The 18,433-nt window shown below is 77.1% G+C and carries 11 protein-coding genes; 9 read left to right on the forward strand and 2 right to left on the reverse strand.

Features of this window, described 5'->3' with window-relative positions:
- Positions 1 to 7: 7 nt before the first annotated feature.
- Positions 8 to 1,012, reverse strand: coding sequence for a Gfo/Idh/MocA family protein (locus tag D7318_RS01050; protein ID WP_120694891.1), 1,005 nt, complete (start codon positions 1,010 to 1,012; stop codon positions 8 to 10).
- 90 nt (positions 1,013 to 1,102) lie between these two features.
- Between D7318_RS01050 and D7318_RS01055 the strand changes: the two genes are divergently transcribed.
- The 7 genes from D7318_RS01055 (at position 1,103) to D7318_RS01090 (ending at position 15,511) form a co-directional block, all read left to right on the forward strand.
- Positions 1,103 to 1,966, forward strand: coding sequence for a DUF4132 domain-containing protein (locus tag D7318_RS01055; RefSeq protein WP_120694892.1), 864 nt, complete (start codon positions 1,103 to 1,105; stop codon positions 1,964 to 1,966).
- Positions 1,963 to 6,990, forward strand: coding sequence for a hypothetical protein (locus D7318_RS32575; protein WP_183091237.1), 5,028 nt, complete (start codon positions 1,963 to 1,965; stop codon positions 6,988 to 6,990). Before D7318_RS01055 ends, D7318_RS32575 begins: the two co-directional genes overlap by 4 nt.
- Entirely contained in the window at positions 6,987 to 8,159 is a 1,173-nt protein-coding gene (locus tag D7318_RS01070) for an ATP-binding protein (RefSeq protein WP_120694893.1), read from the forward strand. Before D7318_RS32575 ends, D7318_RS01070 begins: the two co-directional genes overlap by 4 nt.
- 6 nt (positions 8,160 to 8,165) lie before the next feature.
- A complete protein-coding gene (locus tag D7318_RS01075; protein ID WP_120694894.1) occupies positions 8,166 to 11,720 on the forward strand; it encodes a DUF5682 family protein in 3,555 nt (1,184 codons plus the stop codon).
- Positions 11,717 to 13,603, forward strand: a complete 1,887-nt coding sequence (locus D7318_RS01080; RefSeq protein ID WP_120694895.1) for a hypothetical protein — start codon at positions 11,717 to 11,719, stop codon at positions 13,601 to 13,603. The genes D7318_RS01075 and D7318_RS01080 overlap by 4 nt, the downstream gene beginning before the upstream one ends.
- Before the next feature lie 57 nt (positions 13,604 to 13,660).
- Positions 13,661 to 14,461 carry an alpha/beta fold hydrolase gene (locus D7318_RS01085; protein ID WP_120694896.1) on the forward strand — a complete coding sequence of 267 codons (801 nt, stop codon included), beginning with the start codon at positions 13,661 to 13,663 and terminating at the stop codon, positions 14,459 to 14,461.
- A gap of 78 nt (positions 14,462 to 14,539) precedes the next feature.
- The gene (locus D7318_RS01090) at positions 14,540 to 15,511 is read left to right on the forward strand and encodes an aldo/keto reductase (RefSeq protein WP_120694897.1); all 972 of its coding nucleotides are present in this window, start codon (positions 14,540 to 14,542) and stop codon (positions 15,509 to 15,511) included.
- A gap of 47 nt (positions 15,512 to 15,558) precedes the next feature.
- Here the strand turns inward: D7318_RS01090 and D7318_RS01095 are convergent, their stop codons facing one another.
- Positions 15,559 to 16,239 (reverse strand): lysophospholipid acyltransferase family protein, encoded by a 681-nt coding sequence (locus tag D7318_RS01095; protein WP_120694898.1) that lies wholly within the window; start codon positions 16,237 to 16,239, stop codon positions 15,559 to 15,561.
- A gap of 255 nt (positions 16,240 to 16,494) precedes the next feature.
- On the opposite strand from D7318_RS01095, the gene D7318_RS01100 reads away from it, so the two are divergent.
- Positions 16,495 to 17,646 carry a glycerophosphodiester phosphodiesterase gene (locus D7318_RS01100; RefSeq protein ID WP_120694899.1) on the forward strand — a complete coding sequence of 384 codons (1,152 nt, stop codon included), beginning with the start codon at positions 16,495 to 16,497 and terminating at the stop codon, positions 17,644 to 17,646.
- 275 nt (positions 17,647 to 17,921) lie between these two features.
- Complete coding sequence (locus D7318_RS01105; RefSeq protein ID WP_120694900.1) at positions 17,922 to 18,419, forward strand: GNAT family N-acetyltransferase; 498 nt, start codon at positions 17,922 to 17,924, stop codon at positions 18,417 to 18,419.
- The last annotated feature ends 14 nt before the right edge of the window (positions 18,420 to 18,433 follow it).

An 18,433-nucleotide genomic window follows, 5' to 3' on the forward strand; every position in this document is an offset into this window, starting at 1 on the left:
CGGCCCGTCACCCGCCCGCGTAACGCAGCCCGATCCGCGCCCGCACCGCGTCGAGCGTGCGCATCACCGCCAGGCTCCCGTCCAGCGGCACGAGCGGCGACTCCGTCTCCCCGGCGCGCAGGCACCGCATCACCTCGGCCGCCTGGTACGCCATCGTCCCCGCGGGCCCGGGCCCGGCGAACTCCTCGGGCTCGCTCCCCTCCCGGTGCAGCACGAAGCGCTCCGGGCTGAAGAACCCCCGCGGGAACGCGATCCGCCCCCGCTCCCCCGTCACCACCGCGGTCCGCGCCGTGTCACCGCGCAGCGAGCAGGTCAACGCCGCCACCGCGCCGGACGCGTAGCCGAGCAGCATCCCGGTGTTGAGGTCCACACCCCCCTCGATCCGCGCCACGGCCGACACCTCGGCGGGCTCCCCGAGCAGCAGGTGCGCGAACGAGACGGGGTACACGCCCAGGTCGAGCAGCGCGCCGCCACCCAGCGCGGGGTCGAGCAGCCGGTGCCCCGGGTCGAACGGCCCGCCGATGCCGAAGTCCGCGTGCACCGCGACAACCTCGCCGATCGCCCCGTCGTGGACCAGCTCCACCGCCCGCCGGATCGAGGGGTTGCAGTACATCCACATGGCCTCCATGAGGAAGACGCCCCGCTCCCGCGCCAGGGCCACCAGCTCACGGGCCTCCGCCTCGTTCATCGTGAACGGCTTCTCGCACAGCACCGGCTTCCCCGCCTCGAGGCACAGCCGCACCGCCGGGTGGTGGGCGCTGTGCGGGGTGGCGACATGGATCACGTCCACCTCGGGGTCGGCGGCCAGCGCCGCCCAGTCGCCGTACGCCCTCGGGATCCCGAAGCGGCGCGCGAACTCCTCGGCGGCGCGCGGCGAACGCGACCCCACCGCGGCCACCTCGGCGCCGGGCAGCGTCGCCAGGTCCCCGGCCAGCTTGGCCGCTATGCCCCCCGTCGCGAGGATGCCCCACCGCACGGGGCGGCCCCTCGACTCGTCGGCGCCCTCGCCCATGTGACTCTCCTTCCGCCCCGGGAAGTCCCTTGTCAGTGGGGCCCACTACGGTTTCGATCACTGTAGAAGGCGACCTTCGGGGAGATGGTCATGGGGTGGATGAGCGCGGGTGACTACACCGTCGCCCTCGGCGACACGGGAAAGGTCCTCTGCCGGAACAAGGCGGGGAAGCCGCTGAAGTCCGTGCCGGCGAAGATCGCGGAGGAGCCGGCCGTCGTCCAGCTCCGGCAGCTGACCGACTGGCTGGCCCGGCACGAGCGCGAGTGCCTGGCCACGGCCGAGCGCTGGATGATCCGCTCGCTGCCCGTTCCCGCCCCCGTCCTGGTGCGCGTGTGGCCCGACCCGGCCTGGCGCGCCGCCCTGCGCGACCTTGTCGTCACCGACGCGGACGGCGCCGTCGCGGGCTTCCTGCGCGACGCCGACCCCGAGCGCGGCGTCGGCCTGGTCGACCTCGACGGCGACAGCGTCCGCACCGACGCGCGCGTGCTGCGGATCCCGCACCCCGTCCTGCTCGACGACCTCGACGAGCTGCGGGACTTCGCCACCGAGCTCGGGCTGCGCCAGGGCACGGGCCAGCTGCACCGCGAGGTCTGGCACCGCGGCGCGGACGGCGCCGAGCCGGTCGACCGGGCCGCCACCTTCGTCCACACCTACGCGGGCGGCGTCTACAGCCAGCTCCGCTTCCTCCTCGGCCGCGCCACCTCGCTCGGGTACCGCGTGCGGGGCGGGCAGGCCGTCTGCCCGGTCGTCGAGGACGGCACGACGGTCGAGGCCCGCGTCTGGCTGGGCGAGTACGAGGGGTCAGGGCGCACCGAGACAGGCCCGCTCAGCTGGAACACCCCGGAGGGGCGCGCCCTGCGCCTGGGCGACATCGGGCCCGTCGCCTGGTCCGAGGGCATGCGCATGGCCGCCGCGCTCCACGCGGGCCGCGACACCCAGGAGGACGCCCGATGAGCACCGAGACCCCCTGGGCCGACCGGCCCGACCAGGTCACCGCAGGGCTCCTGCTCGACGCGGGCGCCGTCCTGCCGCTCGACGACGCGCGCGCGAGCGCGGGCGATGACGTCGACACCCTGACCGCCCGCGCCTACACCCACCCCGCCCTCGACGAGCGGCCCGTGGTGCGCCTGGTGGCCGAGACCCTCGGCGAGGCCGAGGACCTGGCGCTCGGCTATCTCGGCCTCGCCCGAGACGAGGCCGAGGAGGCGCCGCGCGTCGGCCGCGTCCGCCGCGAGAGCCTCGGCTTCCCCGCCTGGGCCCTGGTCAACGACCCGGCGAACGGCCATCACGCGCTCGCCCTCGTCCAGGACATCGAGCGCCTCGCCCGCACGGCGGCCAGCCGCGCCGGGGCGGCCAAGGACGGCTTCGACCAGCTGGGCGAGCGCCTCGGGCGGTCAGTGCCGCACTTCCTGCCCACGTTCTACGAGCAGGCCGCGCGCGTCTTCCTCTCGCACGAGAACACCTCGTACGCCGCCACGTTCTTCGGCAAGGCCCGCGCCGCCGAGCGCGTCCACGACCTCGAGGTGGACGAGGCGCGGCAGCGCGCGGTCTTCCTGGAGTTCGCCTTCGCCGGGGCCCTCACCGTCAAGGCGCTGCGCGACCACGTCAAGGACCTGACCCGCAGACTGTCCCCCGAGGAGGCGTGGCGCCAGTTCAGGCAGCTCACCGTCGAGCGCTGCGCGGCCGGGATGCCGCCCTACGCCTCGCTCGCCGCCGACTCCCGCAAGCTCCTCCGCGCCGCGGGGCTCGACGTGGCGGCCGAGGAGCGGGCCCTGGTCGGGGAGTTGCTCGACCACTCGTCCGTCGTGGACGCGCCCTCTTCGTTCTGGACCGGGTACCGGAGCGCGCTCGTCGACCTCGCCGCCGAGCGGCCCGGGGTCCGCGACCGGCTGCTGTCCCTCATGCCCTCCCAGCTGACCGTCGAGGGCGGCGGCGACGAGACCTGGCTCGACCTGCTCGCCGCCACGGGGGCCGAGCGGGTGCTCGCCGACGAGCGGGTGTCCGCCGCCGAGTCGGGCGAGGCGGCCCAGGGCGAGGGCGGCGCGGGGGAGCGGTCGTCGGCCGCCGAGTGGCTCTCCCGCTGGAGCGCCCACCTGCAACGCGGCTGGTCCTCCCACCGGTCGCCCGCCACCTACGCGCTGGCCCGGCGCCTCGCCCCCAGGCTGCGCGCCGACGGCGTGCCGGTGGCGTCGTTCGGCCGCCGCCGCGGGCGGCACGGCGGCGCCGACGCGGAGCTGCTCGAGGCCTGCCTGGCCGAGGGCGTCCCCGTGGCCGACCCGACCGATGGCCTGGTCCTCGACCTGGACGACTGGTTCGGCGCGCCCGAGGACGAGCGGTGCGACTTCGCAGCCCTCGCCGCCGACCCGCGCTACCGCCCCCCGCTCACCGCCTCCGTCGGCGCCACCGCCCAGCACCGCGACCCCGGGCGGCTCACCACCGCCGCGGCCCACCCGGTGCTGCGCGAGCTGCTGCGCGAGTGGCTCGCCGCCCGCGCCGACGAGGTCACGGGCGCCACCGCGCTGCCCGCCGCCCGCGCCGCGCTCGACCGGCTGCTGGCCGCCGAGCGGATCGCCGCCGACGTCCACCCCGACGCCCTCGCCCGCGTCACCGCCCACGACCTGGCGCCGCTGGTCGCCCGCACCCTGCGCGCCGGGATCTTCGACGAGCTCGGCTGGCCCGCCCTCGATGAGGGCATGCGGCTGATGGCGCCGCACGTATCCGGGAACGGCGCGCGGTCGCTCGGCGTGGAGGAGGCATGGCCGGGGGTCATCCTCGGAAACTCCGCCAAGGCCGTCGTCGTCGGCCCCGACCGCGTCCTCATCGACCACGACGTCCGGATCCCCGACACCGACCTGTGGCGGCGGCCCGCGTTCCGCTACGTGGACGGCGAGCTGCTGGTCACCTGGTGGGCCGACGGGGGGCACCGCGCGTACTGGTCCTCGCGCCCCGACGACATCTTCCCGATCGGCGGCGCCCACCTGTCGCGCTCCGGGGTGCTCCCCTGCCGGGTCGCCCCGCCGCTGCCGGGCGGCGGCCTGACCACCGGCGGGCGCCCCCTGCACGCGGGGGACACCAGCTATCCCCAGGAGGCGGCCGTCCTCACCGACGGCACCGCCCACTGGCGTCTCGAGCACCGCCAACGGGAGAGCGTCTGGCGGGAGTTCGACCCGGCCACCGGCGAGGGCGGCCGCGACTCGCTTCCGGCGTTCCTCGCGGGCGGGGCCGCCGACGGCGCCCGCCTGATCCCCCACTACTGCTCCCTGCTGGCCATGGCGCCGGGGCTCGAGACCACCCCCCTCGGCACCGACGGCTCCCTGCTCGGCTGGTGGGTGCGGTACGAGGAGGCCGACGGCGGCACGTTCAGGGCCCGCGGCACCGATGGCCGCACGGTCAGCCTCACCCATGGGACGCCCGGCCACATCAGCCCGGCCCAGCCCGTGCCGATCGGCGCGCTGCGGCTGCCGGGCGGCGCCGAGCCGGTGCTCGCGATCAGCCGGAACAACGCGTTCCTCTTCCCCGACGGCGCCGACCGCACCACAGGGGCGCTCGGCTCGACCCCGACCTCCGCGCGCGGCGGCGACTTCGCGGCGGGCACCCCGCTCATGCCCCCCGCCCCGCTCTGGCACGCCCTGCGCGTCAGGGACGAGACGGGCTCACTCGCGCTGCGCGAGGTCACCGACGACACGGCCGGGCGGCTGATCGCGGCCGTCGCCGAGCTGGACGCCGCGTTCACCCGCGCCGACCGCGAGGACCGCGAGGCCGGGCGCACCCCCGACCCGGCCGCGCGCGCCGAGGAGCGGGAGCGCGCCCTGGCCGACGCCGTCGCCGCCGAGCTCCCCGAGGTGAAGGACCGCTCCCTGCTGCTCGGCGTCGCGGGCATCGTCCGCTTCGCCACCCGCGCGTCCCGCTCCATCGCGCGGCTCACCGGCCCCCGGCAGGACGAGGCGAAGGCCGACGGGCCGATGTTCGCCGACTACCAGCCCCGGCACGGCACGGACCGCCTGATCGCCGAGGCCGCGGGCCCCCTCGCCGAGCGGCCCCTCCAGCGGCTGTGGAGCAACGGCCTGTGGAGCTGCCTCCAGCAGATCCGGGCGGTGAACCACGTGCTGAACGGCAAGCCCGCCACCGGCGCCCCGCTCACCGCCGCCGACCGCGCCGAGGCGCTGCCCGACGGCTGGCGCGCCGAGCCCCGCACCGCTCCCTGGGGGAGCGGCGACTGGACCGGGCTGCTCGGCAGGCTCCACGCCCTCGCCTACCACGCCACGGGACCCGCCGTCGACGACCCCGCGCGCGAGGCGCTCCTGCTGCTCCTCACCGCGGTCGCCGAGGGCCCGCTCGCGGGCGGCGCGGGCGCGCTGCGCACCACCGTGCTCAACGAGTCCGGCACCGTCCCCCAGTGCGGCGGCCACGTCCTGCGCCGCGGCTCCCGCACGGTCGTCATCCTGGGCCGCCCCAGCCACCCGGGGCAGAACGACCGGCACACCTGGCTGGCCGTCGACCACGACCCCGAGGGCGCGTTCGGCCCGGTCGCGCACTTCACCACCGCCAAGGCGTACCCCGTGGCCCCCGGCCCCGGCACCGCGTTCCTCACCGAGCTGGTCCGCCTCGTGCGCGAGCGCGGCCCGCTGCCCTGGCGCCCCGAGGCGCCCGCCGCGTTCGCCGAGGCCACGGGCGCGGGCACCGTCCAGGCCACCCTGCTGCTCGCCGGGCTCACCCAGGCCCCCCGCACCCCCGCCGACCTCGGCCTCAAGGTGGGCCAGGCCCGCAAGGCCGCCGCGCTCCTGCCGCCCGAGAGCCACGAGCTGCTCGCCGCGCTGCTGCGGGACGACCCGGCCGCGCTGTGGGAGTCGGGCCCCGACACCGAGGCGGCGGCGCGGCGCTGGACCGCGCTGTTCGGCACCCGGCTGCGCATACCCGAGGAGCTGGCCGACGAGCTGGACGTCGGCGGCATGGGCGAGGCCGTGCTCAACCCCCAGGACACGCCCTGGCTCGCGCGGACCACCACGCAGCGCCTCGGCGAGCGTGGCCGGGTCGAGGCCGACGACAGCACGCTGCTGCCCAGTCGGTTCCTGCTGACCGGGGCCATCTGCGCCCTGGTGGCCCTCGGCCACGGCCTGCCCTACGGTCACCCCCTGCGCGCCGCCCTGCCCGAAGGGCTCGCCGCCCTGCGCCGTCGGCTCGCCGACCCCGGGCTGCTTCTCGACCTGCACCTCCACTGGTCGGCCGACGGGCAGCCCACCGCCAAGAGGATCCGCGCCGCGCACGGCATGCCGGATGAGGGCGGGGCGGGCCCCGACGGGATGACCCGCGTGGGCGACGCGTTCGTCCTCGCCCCCTGGTACTCCGGCTCGGAGTACCTGTGGCTGCGCCCCGCCGGGCTCACCGGGCCGGACGACCCCGCGCTCGGCCTGGTCGAGGGGCTGCTGCCGCCCTCGTCCGACGGCCATCTCACCCATCTCCGCACGCTGCTCGGCACCGACATCGACCGGCTGCTCGCGGCCGGGCACGGCGACGCCGACGGCTTCACCGGCTATGCCCAGGACCCGACCCTGAGCGTTCCAGGGCTTGTCGCCGAGGTCGCCGCCCACCACGGCCTGGGCGAGGACGCCGCGGCGCTCTACCTCCAGCTGCTCGCCCTGCCCTCCCCGACGGACCGCGCCCGCGCCCGCTGGACCGGCTGGAAGCCCGCCCGCGCCAAGCGCGCCGCCGCCGAGCTGTCCGCCACCGACCTGGTGGTCACGGCCCAGCGGTCGCGGGCCGGGCGCAAGCTGTTCCTGCCCTGCGGCTGGCTCGAGCGGAGCTCGCCGCTCCTCCCGGTCGAGACGTGGAAGGCCGGTCTCTACCCCCTCGAGGGGCGGATCGTCCCGCTGACGCCCGTCCCCGAGCTGTTCACCCGGGCGTGGGCCCGGGTCACCGCGGGCGATGGCCCCGCGTACGAGGAGCTCGTCACCCGCGCCACCAGGAAGGGCCGTCGATGACCACGACCACCACCGCTCGGGCCGAGGCCCGCCAGGTCACCCCGCCCGAGGACCGGTACGCCGCCGAGCTGGCGTTCCTCGCCGCCCACGACCCAGGCCCCCGCCCGCCGGGCTGGCGGCTCACGCCGCGCGCGGTCGTCACGTTCGTCATGGGCAGCGAGGGCCGTGCCCTCGCCCTGCCCGACGGCGCGGACCCCGCCGGTGAGCTGCCCCGCAAGCTGGAGATCGGCGGCAAGTTCGTGGGCGACCGCGCCCTGGTCGAGCGGTGCGTCATCACGCTCGCGGGGGAGCGTGGCCTGCTGCTCGTCGGCGAGCCGGGCACCGCGAAGTCGATGCTCTCCGAGCTGCTGTCCGCGGCCGTCTGCGGCACCAGCGCCCTGACCGTCCAGGGCACCGCGGGCACGACCGAGGACCAGCTCAGATACGGCTGGAACTACGCCCTGCTCCTCGCCAAGGGCCCGAGCCCCGAGGCCCTGGTTCCCTCCCCGGTCCTCACCGCCATGGCCACGGGCGCCGTCGCCCGGGTCGAGGAGATCACCCGCTGCCTGCCCGAGGTGCAGGACGCCCTGGTCTCCCTGCTCTCCGAACGCCGCCTGGCCATACCGGAGTTGGCCGGGACCGAGGCGGCACAGGCGCATGCCGCCCCCGGCTTCACGCTCATCGCCACGGCGAACCTCCGCGACAAGGGCGTCTCCGAGATGTCCGCCGCCCTCAAGCGCCGGTTCAGCTTCGAGACGGTCGGCCCCATCGCCGACCTCGACGCCGAGACGGAGCTGGTCCGCCGCCAGTCCCGCGCCGCCGTCGAACGCTCGGGCGCCGCGTTCCGGGTCGACGACGCCGTGCTCGAGGCGCTGGTCACGGCGTTCCGCGACCTGCGCGACGGCCGTTCGGCCGAGGGCTGGGAGGTCGAGCGGCCCTCCACCGTGATGAGCACGGCCGAGGCCGTCGCGGTCGCGGGCTCGCTCGCGCTGTCCGCCGCGTACTTCCCTTCGGACCGCGACGTCCTCTCCCTGGTCCCGGGCCACCTGCTCGGCGTGGTCCGCAAGGACGAGCCCAAGGACGCCGCGTGCCTCCAGGGGTACTGGGACGGCGCCGTGCGCCGCCGCGCCGAGCAGGGCTCGCCGACCTGGCGCACCCTGTGGGACCTGCGGCACGTCCTGGAGGACTGACGCGCGATGGCCACCGACCCCGGCGCGGCGGAGACCCGCGCCGCCCTGAGCGAGCTCACCGACCCGGCGGGCGCGTTCCTCATCGGCGTGCGGCACCACGCGCCCTCCCTCGCCGCCGCGGTGCCGCACCTGCTCGATGCGGCCGAGCCCGATGTGCTGCTGGTGGAGCTGCCCGCCGAGCTCCAGGACTGGCTGCCCTGGCTGGCCCACGAGGAGACCAGGGCGCCGGTGGCGCTCGCGGCCGTGCCCGGCGGCGACCCGAGGGCCGAACAGGACGCGGGCGGCCCGGCGTTCTACCCGTTCGCCGACTTCTCGCCCGAGCTGGCCGCCCTGCGCTGGGCGGCCGGGCGCGGGGTGCCCGCGATCGCCGCCGACCTGCCGCTCGCCGACCGGGCGCACCGCGCGGCCCGCCGCCCCGCGGGCCAAGGGGCGGCGGGACAACAGCGGGCCGGGGTCGGCGACGCCCTGCGCGCCCGGCTCACCGGACGCCCCGGCGACGACCTGTGGGACCGGCTGGTCGAGGCCACGGCCCCCGGCTCCCCGCCCGAGGCGCTGCGCCGCGCCGCCCTGCTCACCGGCTGGGCCCTGCGCCGCGACGCGGCGGCCAAGGACGGCGGGGTCGACCCGCTCGACCTGGCCAGGGAGCGCTGGATGCGCGCCCGGCTGACCGAGGCCACCGCGGGCGGGCGGCGCGCCGCGGCGGTGGTCGGCGCGTTCCACACCCCGGCGCTCACCCCGGCCGCCCTGCGCGACGACGCGGGGGACCCGGCGGACGTCGGGGACGTCGGGGACGCGGGGGACACCGGGGAACGCCCGCCCGCCGCCCTCGCGGACGGCGCCTGGACCGTCTCCCTGATCCCCTACACCTATGCCCTCCTGGACGAACGCTCCGGATACCCCGCGGGGATCCGCGACCCCGAGTGGCAGCACCTCGTCCTGGGCGCCGCCGGCGACCCCGCGGCCCTGCACGACGCCCTGACCAGGACCGCCGTCAGGATCTGCGCCGCGCTCCGCGCCCAGGACCACCCCTCGGGCCCCGCCGACTCCCGGGAGATCAGCCGCCTGGCCGGCGACCTCGCCCGACTGCGCGGGCTTCCGGCGCCCGGGCGTGGGGAGTTGATCGAGGCGGTGCAGACCGTGCTCGCCCAGGGCGAGCCCCTGGGCCGTGGCCGGGCCGTCTCACGGGCGCTCGAGGACGTGCTGGTCGGCGCCCGCACCGGCCGCCCCGCCCCCGGCACGCCACGCGGCGGCCTCGGCCCGGCCGTCGAGGCGGCGGTGGCGGACCTCGGGCTGCCGGGCCCCGGCGACGCGGCGGGGCGCGAGCTACGTCTCGACACCCGCCGCTCCGCCCTCGACCGGCGCCGCGAGCTGCTGCTGCGGCGGCTGACCGTGTGCGGCGTGCCCTACGCCGAGGAGCAGCGGGTCGCCGGCACCGGCGGCGCCGAGGCGCTGACCACGCGGTGGCAGGCGCGGTGGACGCCCGCGACCGCCGCGATGCTGGTGGCCGCCGGGGTCCGCGGCGTCACCCCGGCCCAGGCCGCCGAGGGCACGCTCCGCGCGCGGCACCGCGCCGAGCGCGCGGCAGGGGGTCCCACCGCGGCCCAGGTCATCACCGGGCTCGACCAGGCCGCCGCCTGCGCCCTCGACGCCCTCACCGCGGAGCGCCTGGCCGAGGCGGCCACGCTCCTGCCGGTCGGCGCCACCCTGCCCGAGCTGCTTGCCGCCCTCACCCTCCTCGACCGGCTGCGCGCCACGGGCCACGCGGTCGACGCCCTCGCCGAGGCGCTCACCACCGCCGCGATCCGCCAGGTCGAGGGGCTCACCGGCTCCGACGAGCTGGCCGACGCCCGCGCCCTGGTCGAGCTCGCGCACCGCGCCGACGCGTTCGGCGGCATGCGGCTGGCCGGGGCCCTCGGGGCGCTGGCCGCCGAGGGCAGCCCGATGATGCGGGGCGCCGCCGCCGCGGTGCGCACGCTGCTCGGCCTCACCACCCCCGAGCGGCTCGGCGGCCTGGTCGCCTCGTGGGTGGACGCCGCGGGCGACCCCGACGCGCGCGCCGCGCTCACCGCACGCCTCGGCGGCCTGCTGACCGCCGCGGGCCCGCTCCTCGAAGCCTCGCCTGCCACCCTGGGCCCGTTGCTCGACCGGATCTCCGAGCTGCCCGACCGCCGTTTCCTCGACCGGCTGCCCGCGCTGCGCGGGGGGTTCGACACCCTCAGCCCCGCCGCCCGCGACCGCCTGCTCGACGTCGTGGAGGAGCGCATCGGCGGCCGGGTCGCCGAGCTGCCCGACACCGACCCCGTCACCCTGGAGCGCTGGACGCGGGCCGACCTCGCGGCGGCCGAGGCCCTCGCCGCCCAGGGCCTCCTGCCCCCGCCGCCCGCCGACGGCGCCCACGCCGACCGCGCCGACACCGCCGATCGGGCCCCGGCCCCCGCGCCGCCCGCAGAGGCGCGCGCCCTCGGCCCCGCCGATCGCTGGCGGCTGCTGCTCGGCCGCCGCGCCGACCGGCTGCCCCGCTCCGCCGCCCCGCTGGCCACGGCGTTGGACGAGCTGTACGGGCGCGGCAGGGGCGAGGGCTCACGCGGCGACGTCGGACGTTCCGCGGGCGGCGGGCGCCAGGCGCCCTACCCCGGAGTGCGCGAGTGGTCCGAGGAGTTGGCGGTCCTGTTCGGCCCCAGCGTCCGCCAGGAGGTGCTGGCCGCCGCCGTCGCCGCGGGGCGCCACGACGCCGTGCTCGCGCTCGACCCGGACGCCGTGCGCCCCTCGGTCGACCTGCTGCGGACCGTTCTCCGGCACGCGGGCGGCCTGCCCGAGGCGCGCGTGGCCCGGCTGCGGCCCCTGGTCGGCCGCCTGGTCGAGGCGTTGACGCGGGAGCTCGCCACCCGGCTGCGGCCCGCGCTCAACGGCGCCGCCCACCCCCGTCCGACGCGGCGCCCCACCGGGCGCCTCGACCTGCCCCGCACCCTGCGCGCCAACCTCCGCACCGCGCGCCGCTCCCCCGAGGGCGACGTGGTGATCGTGCCCGAGCGGCCGGTGTTCCGGGGCCGCGCCGCCCGCTCGGCCGACTGGCGGCTGATCCTGGTCACCGACGTCTCGGGGTCGATGGAGTCATCGACGATCTGGTCGGCCCTCACCGCCGCCGTGTTCGCCGGGGTGCCCGCGCTGTCCACCCACTTCCTGGCGTTCTCCACGGAGGTCATCGACCTCAGCGGCCATGTGCACGACCCCCTCGGCCTGCTCCTGGAGGTCAGCGTGGGCGGCGGCACCCACATCGCCGCCGGGCTGCGCCACGCCCGTTCGCTCGTCACCGCGCCCTCCCGCACCCTCACCGTGGTCATCAGCGACTTCGAGGAGGGCTATCCGCTGGGCGGACTGCTCGCCGAGGTGCGCGCCCTGGTCGACTCCGGGTGCCACGTGCTCGGCTGCGCGAGCCTCGACGACGCGGGTCGCCCGCGTTACTCCACGGCCGTCGCAGGACAGCTGGTCGCCGCCGGGATGCCCGTCGCCGCCCTCAGCCCCCTCGAACTCGCCCGCTGGGTAGGGGAGAAGATCCGATGACCGCACCCCCGGCGCTGCCGCCCGTCGCCCCCGCCGTGACCGCCGCGCTCGTCGCCGCGCTCAGTCCCCGGCTGCGCAAGCGCCTCGACGCCGCCGCGGCCAAGCTCGCCGCCCGCCCCGTGACGCGCGAGGGCGACACCGCGCGCGTCGCCGTGGACGACGAGGCCGCGGTCGAGCTGCGCGCCCCCGGCGGCGCGGTGACCGAAGCCGACGCCATCCGCTGCGGCTGCCTGCTCGCCCCCGCCTGTGTGCACCGCGCGGCCATCGCGTCCGCGGCGCCGGTCGCGGAGGAGGGCCCCGCGCCGGACGACGCGGGCGACGGCACCCCTGACAACGCCACCCCGGACAACGCCCCTGGCAACGCCCCCGAGGCCGCGGTCATCCCGGCCACCGAGAGCGCCGAGGCCGCCTCGCCCGCCCAGCTCGCCGCCGCCACCGCCCTGTGGACCGCGGGCGCGGCCGTTCTCGAGACCGGCGTCGACGGCGCGGGCGCCCTCGCCCAGGCCGAGCTGCTCGGCGCCGCCCACGCCGCCCGCCTCGCCGGGCTGCACCGCCCCGCCGCTGCGGCGGTCGCCGCCGTCGCCGGGCTGCGCGCGGCCCGCTCCGCGGATCCTGGGCACCGGCTCGGCGATCTGACCGCCGCGCTCCACGAGTTGCTGACCACCGCGCACGGCGTCGGCCACGCCACGGGGCCCGAGCTCGCCGTGCTGCGCGGCACCGCCCGCCGCCCCTACACCCCGGGCGGGGCGCTGCGGCTCTACGGGCTGTTCACCGAGCCGGTCCTGGCCCGGACGGGCCACGCGGGCGTCGTCACCTGGACCGCCGACGCCGATGGCCGCCTCCACAGCGTGCTCGACGTCATGCCGGGCGGCGCCGAACGGGCCGCGTCCGCCGCCGCCCGCACCGTCCGCCTCGGCGACACCGCCCTCACCCACCGCGAGCTGGCCCGCGCGGGGTTGACCGTCTCGGGCGCCACCGTGTCCCCCGATGGCCGCCTCGGCGCGGGCGCGGGCGTGCGCGCCGTGCGCGCCTCGGGCGCGGACTGGGACGAGGAGCCGCTGGCCCGGCTGTGGGCGCCCCCGGCGCACGAGCAGGCCGCCCGCGCCCTTGCCGCCCTCGCGCTCCCCGAGGCGCGCCGCCCCCCGGGCGGCGACCTGCTGTTCCTCGACCTCACCGTCACCGGGCACGTCCGCGAGTCGGGCGGCCACGTCCTGGCCGCCGACTGCGCGGGGCTTCCCGTGCGCGTCACCGCCGCCGACGACCACCCCGACCTCGCCCACCGCGACAACCTCAGGCTGCTCGCCGCCGACCCCGGGCTCCGGCTCCGCGTGATCGGCCGCCTGGTGCCCGCCACCCACCCCAGGCTCGCGCTGCTCGCCGCGGGCCGCCCGCCGGGCGCCCGCCGCACCCTGCGCCCCGCCGACCCGCGCGGCCGGATCGACGTCGGCTTCGACCGCCTCCAACGCGCCGACCTGCCCCCTGCGTCCGACCCGCCGGTGCCGCCCGCCGCCGCCGACGAGCCCGCGCCTCCGCCCCTGCACGCCCTGCGCCGCCGCGTCGACCAGGCCGTCGCCGCGGGCCGCCGCACCCTGGCGCTCCCGGGGGCGGACGGCGCCGACCGGCAGCGGCTGCGCCGGGCCGGACTGGCCACCGGCGTCGCCGTGCTCGACGAGCTGCACCGCGCGGCCGCCGACCGGGCCCTCGACACCTTCGGTCGGCTGCTGCCCGCCGACGCCGACCGCTTCGCCCGCGCCTGGCTGGCCGCCGCCAGGTACGCCGACGCGATGGCCGCCGCCCTGTGCGCGGCGGCCTGGACCCCGGAGCCCGAGGCCGCCCCCGCGCGGGGCCAGGACGAGAGCCGGGACCATGGCCGGGTAGCGTGACGATCTCGGCACCCCCGGCCGGTCGGCCGGGACCCGTCCGCCGAAGGGGGAGGATCCATGGGCACGTTCGCCCTCACCCGCACCACCGTGCGCGGGCTGCGCCTCGCGTACGCCGACGGCGGCGGCCCGGGCCGCCCCCTGCTCGCGCTGCACGGGCACTTCGGCCGCGCCCGCGTGTTCGCCCCGCTCGCCGCCGCCCTCGGCCCCGCCCACCGCGTCATCGCCCTCGAGCAGCGCGGCCACGGCCGCGGCGAGCGCGATCCCGAGGTGGACCCCGACGCCTATGTCGAGGACGCCGCCGCGTTCCTGCGCGCCCTCGGCCTCGGCCCCGTCACCGTGCTCGGCCACTCCGCGGGGGGCGTCACCGCGTTCCGGCTCGCCGCCCGCCACCCCGAGCTCGTCGGCGCGCTGATCGTCGAGGAGGGCGGCGCGGACAACCGCCCGCCCCACGCGCCGAACCCCGTGCTCGACGTGCGCGACTGGCCCCGCCGCGCCCCCACCCTCGCCGCGCTGCGCGCCGCGGTCGAGGCCCGCGGCATCCCGGACGCCGGCTACTTCCTCGAGAGCGCCGCCGAGTTCGACGACGGATGGGGCTTCCTGTTCGACCACGACCTGATGGTCGCCTCGCAGCGCGCCCTCGTCGGCGACTGGTGGGCCGACTGGCTCGCCACCACCTGCCCCGCCCTGCTGATCCACGGCCTCGACAGCTCCGTGCTGACCACCGCGATGGCCAGGAGCATGGCCGAACGCCGCCCCCGCACCGAGCTGCGCGCGTTCCCCGGCTGCGGACACTGGGTGCACGACGACGATCCCGAGGGGTTCGCCCGGGCCGTCGGCGGGTTCCTGGCTACCGTGTGACGGTCCGACGCCCCGCGCCGGGCGCCCGCCCGACGTCACCGCACGAAGCCGAAACCCGACGAAGCAGAAGGTGCCCGCATGCCGTTCTCCCGCTTCGACCCCGAGGCCACCCCCACCGCCCGCATCGGCCTCGGCCTCGCCGCCGTCGGCCGCCCCGGCTACCTCACCCTCGGCCGGGACCGGGACCTGCCCGCCGACCGCACGCCCGAGGCGTTGCGCGAACGCAGTCACCGGCTCATGGACGCGGCGCGCGCCGCCGGCGTGCGCTACTTCGACGCCGCGCGCTCCTACGGGCGGGCCGAGGAGTTCCTTGCCGGGTGGCTCGCCGCACGGCCCGACGCGGCCGACCAGGTCATCGGCAGCAAGTGGGGCTACACCTACACCGCGGGCTGGCGCGCGGACGCGGAGGTCCACGAGGTGAAGGACCACGGCGCCCTGACGTTCGACCGCCAGTACGCGGAGACCCGCGCCCTGCTCGGCGACCGCCTCGACCTCTACCAGATCCACTCCGTCACCCCCGAGAGCCCGGCGCTCAACGACCCCGCCGTGCTCGACCGGTTGGCGGGGCTCGCCGCCGAGGGCGTCACCGTGGGCCTGTCCACCAGCGGCCCAGGGCAGGCCGACGCGATCCGCGCCGCCCTCGAGGTCACCGTGGAGGGCCGCCCGTTGTTCGGGGCGGTGCAGTCCACGTTCAACGTTCTCGAGCCGTCCGTCGGACCTGCGCTCGCCGAGGCCCACGCCGCGGGACTGACCGTGATCGCCAAGGAGGTCATGGCCAACGGCCGCCTCGCCCCGCCCGTCGCGCCCCCCGCGCTGCGCCGCGTCGCCGCGGAGCACGGCGTCGGCACGGACGCCGTCGCGCTCGCCGCGGTGCTGCGTCGGCCGTGGACCGGGCTCGCGCTCTCCGGCGCCGCCACCGTCGACCAGCTGACCTCGAACCTCGCCGCCGCCGACGTGCGGCTGACGGAGGAGCAGCTCGACCGGCTCACCCGGCTGGCCGAACCCCCCGCCGCCTACTGGGCCCGGCGCTCGGCGCTGCCCTGGCGGTGAACGTCCCCCGGGGGGTCCGGCGGGGAGGCCCGGCGTGGAACGTTTTTTTAAGCCGCCTTCACCTTGGTGGCGTACATGTCCACGTACTCCTGCCCCGACAGCCGCATCACCTCGGTCATCACCTCGTCGGTGACGGCCCGCAGCACATAGCGGTCGCGCTCCATCCCGTCGTAGCGCGAGAAGTCGAGCGGCTCGCCGAAGCGGACGGTGATCCGCCGCCCCCGGCCCACCTTCGGCAGCCCCCGGCCGCCGGGCTGCACCCGGTCCGTGCCGATCACCGCGAACGGCACCACGGGCGCGCCCGTCATCAGGGTCAGCCGCGCGATGCCGGTGCGGCCCCTGTACAGGCGTCCGTCGGGTGACCTGGTGCCCTCGGGGTAGATCCCGAAGATCTTGCCCTCCTCCAGCACCCTGCGCCCCGTCATCAGCGCGGCCACGCCGCCGTGCCCGCCGTCCCTGTCCACCGGGATCATCCCGACGGATGTGAAGAACCAGGCCATCAGCCGCCCCTTGAGCGTGCGGCCCTTCACGTACTCGTCCTTGCCGATGAAGAACACCTGCCGTTGGAGCACGAGCGGCGGCAGGATCGAGTCGATGAACGTGAGGTGGTTCCCGGCGAGGATCACCGGGCCACTGCCGGGGATCCGCTCGGCCCCCTCCACCCGCGGTCGCAGGAAGAGCCTCAGCAACGGGCCGAGCAGCACCTTCAGCAGCAGGAAACGGGACAACTTCCCCTCCGGTCGGTCATGGGCGTGCGTGGCTCCGCAGCCTTGAGGACGATACTCGCGCTTCGGCCCACGTCGCGCACGGGGTGGACACCGCCGATACTCGGCTTTGATGTGCCTTCGTCGACTGTTTCCCTCCTGGTACCTGTGCGGACGGGCCCGCGTCCCTACGATCATCCGCGATCACGGGGCCGCCGGCCCGCACTCCACGGGGGCGGGAGGGAAGGCCCCGACGGGACCGAGCCCAACGGAGAGACCATGGCAGCTCACCACCCCTCACCCCTCGGCCGGCGGGCCATGCTCGGCGCGGCGGTCGCCGGCGCGGGCGCCGCCGCCCTCCTCGGCACCGCGACCCCCGCGGCCGCCACAGGGCGTGCGGCGGGCCGCGCCGCGACGGACGACCTGCGCACGCCGACGGTCGTCGCCCACCGCGGCGCCTCCGGGTACCGCCCCGAGCACACCATGGGCTCCTACCAGCTCGGCCTCGACCTGGGCGCCGACATCATCGAGCAGGACCTGGTCCCCACCAAGGACGGGCACCTGGTCTGCCGCCACGAGAACGACATCACCGGCACGACCGACGTGGCCGACCACGCCGAGTTCGCCGACCGCCGCGCCACCAAGACGGTGGACGGGGTGGAGTTGAACGGCTGGTTCACCGAGGACTTCACGCTCGAGGAGCTCAGAACGCTCAGGGCCACCGAGCGCATCCCCGAGCAGCGCCCGAACAACACGCTGTACGACGGCCGTTGGCGCATACCCACCTTCGACGAGGTGCTGCGCTGGGCCGCCGACGAGGGCCGCCGCCGCGGCCGTCCGGTCTGGCTGTACACCGAGACCAAGCACCCCACCTACTTCCGCTCCATCGGCCTCGGCCTCGAGCGCCCGCTGGCGGACCTGCTGCGCAGGCACCGGCTGCACCGGGCCGGCGCGCCCGTGATCCTCCAGTCGTTCGAGCCCACCAGCATGGAGCGCCTGGCCGAGCTGGTGGAGACCCCGCGCGTGGTGCTGTTCTCCTCGGCCGGCTCCCGGCCCTGGGACCTCCAGGAGGCGGGCGACCCGCGCACCGTCGCCGACCTGATCACCCGTAGCGGCCTGCGGGAGATCTCCGAGTACGCCCAGGGCATCGGCCCGACGCTCGACCTCGTCATCCCCAAGAAGTCCGACGGCTCGCTCGACACCCCCACGCGCCTGGTCCGCGACGCCCACGACGCCGACCTCCTGGTGCACCCGTACACGGTCCGCAACGAGAACCGTTACCTGCCCGCTGAGTTCCGCCGCGGCGACGACCCGCACGCCTACGGCGACGTCTTCGGCGCCCTCAACGCCTACTTCGGCACGGGCATCGACGGCGTCTTCGCCGACCACCCCGACACCGCGCTGCTCGCCGCCGCCGACTTCCGCCGCTGACCCGGCCGTTCGTCGCCGTGAGCCGTTGGTGAGTCGTCGCGGTGAAACGCCCCGGGGACACCGCGGAAACACCCGGCGAACGGCCGGACGCGCTCCGGAGTCGGGAATCTCACAAGCCAGTTGGCTCCCGCACATTCCCCCGGGCCCGCGCCGACCAGCACAATGCAGACGGCGCGGGTCCGACCGACCCGTGTCGTCAGGGCGAACGTCGGCCGAGGGCGCGGCCTCCCCACCCCTCGAGGCCGGCTCCACACCTCATCAGGAGGCATGCGCACATGGGCATGAGTGTGACGATCGACAAGGCGACCGCGCAGGACGCCGAGCACATCCTGAAGCTCCAGTACCTCTGCTACCAGTCGGAGGCCGAGCTCTACGGCGACTACAGCATCGACCCGCTGACCGAGACCCTCGCCGAGCTGCGCGCCGAGATGGCCGACACGTGCGTGCTCGTGGCCCGGCTCGGCTCCGAGGTCGTCGGCTCCGTCAGGGGCCGGGTGGACGCGGACGGCACGGCGTGCATCGGCCGCCTCATCGTCCACCCCCGCATGCAGCGCCACGGCCTCGGCGGGCGGCTGCTCGCCGAGATCGAGCGGCGCCTCGCGGCCGAGCGCGACGCGGCGCGCTACCGGCTGTTCACCGGCCACCGCAGCGAGGGCAACCTGCGGCTTTACCGCAGGCTCGGCTACGCCCCGGTCGCCACGGAGGAGATCTCCCGGCACATGAGCCTGGTCACCCTGGAGAAGGAGGCGATCCCCGCCGTCGCCGGGGCGTAGGCCCTGTCAGGGCG

The organism is Streptomyces radicis, from assembly GCF_003626575.1.
In the GTDB taxonomy this organism is placed as follows: Bacteria; Actinomycetota; Actinomycetes; order Streptomycetales; family Streptomycetaceae; genus Streptomyces; species Streptomyces radicis.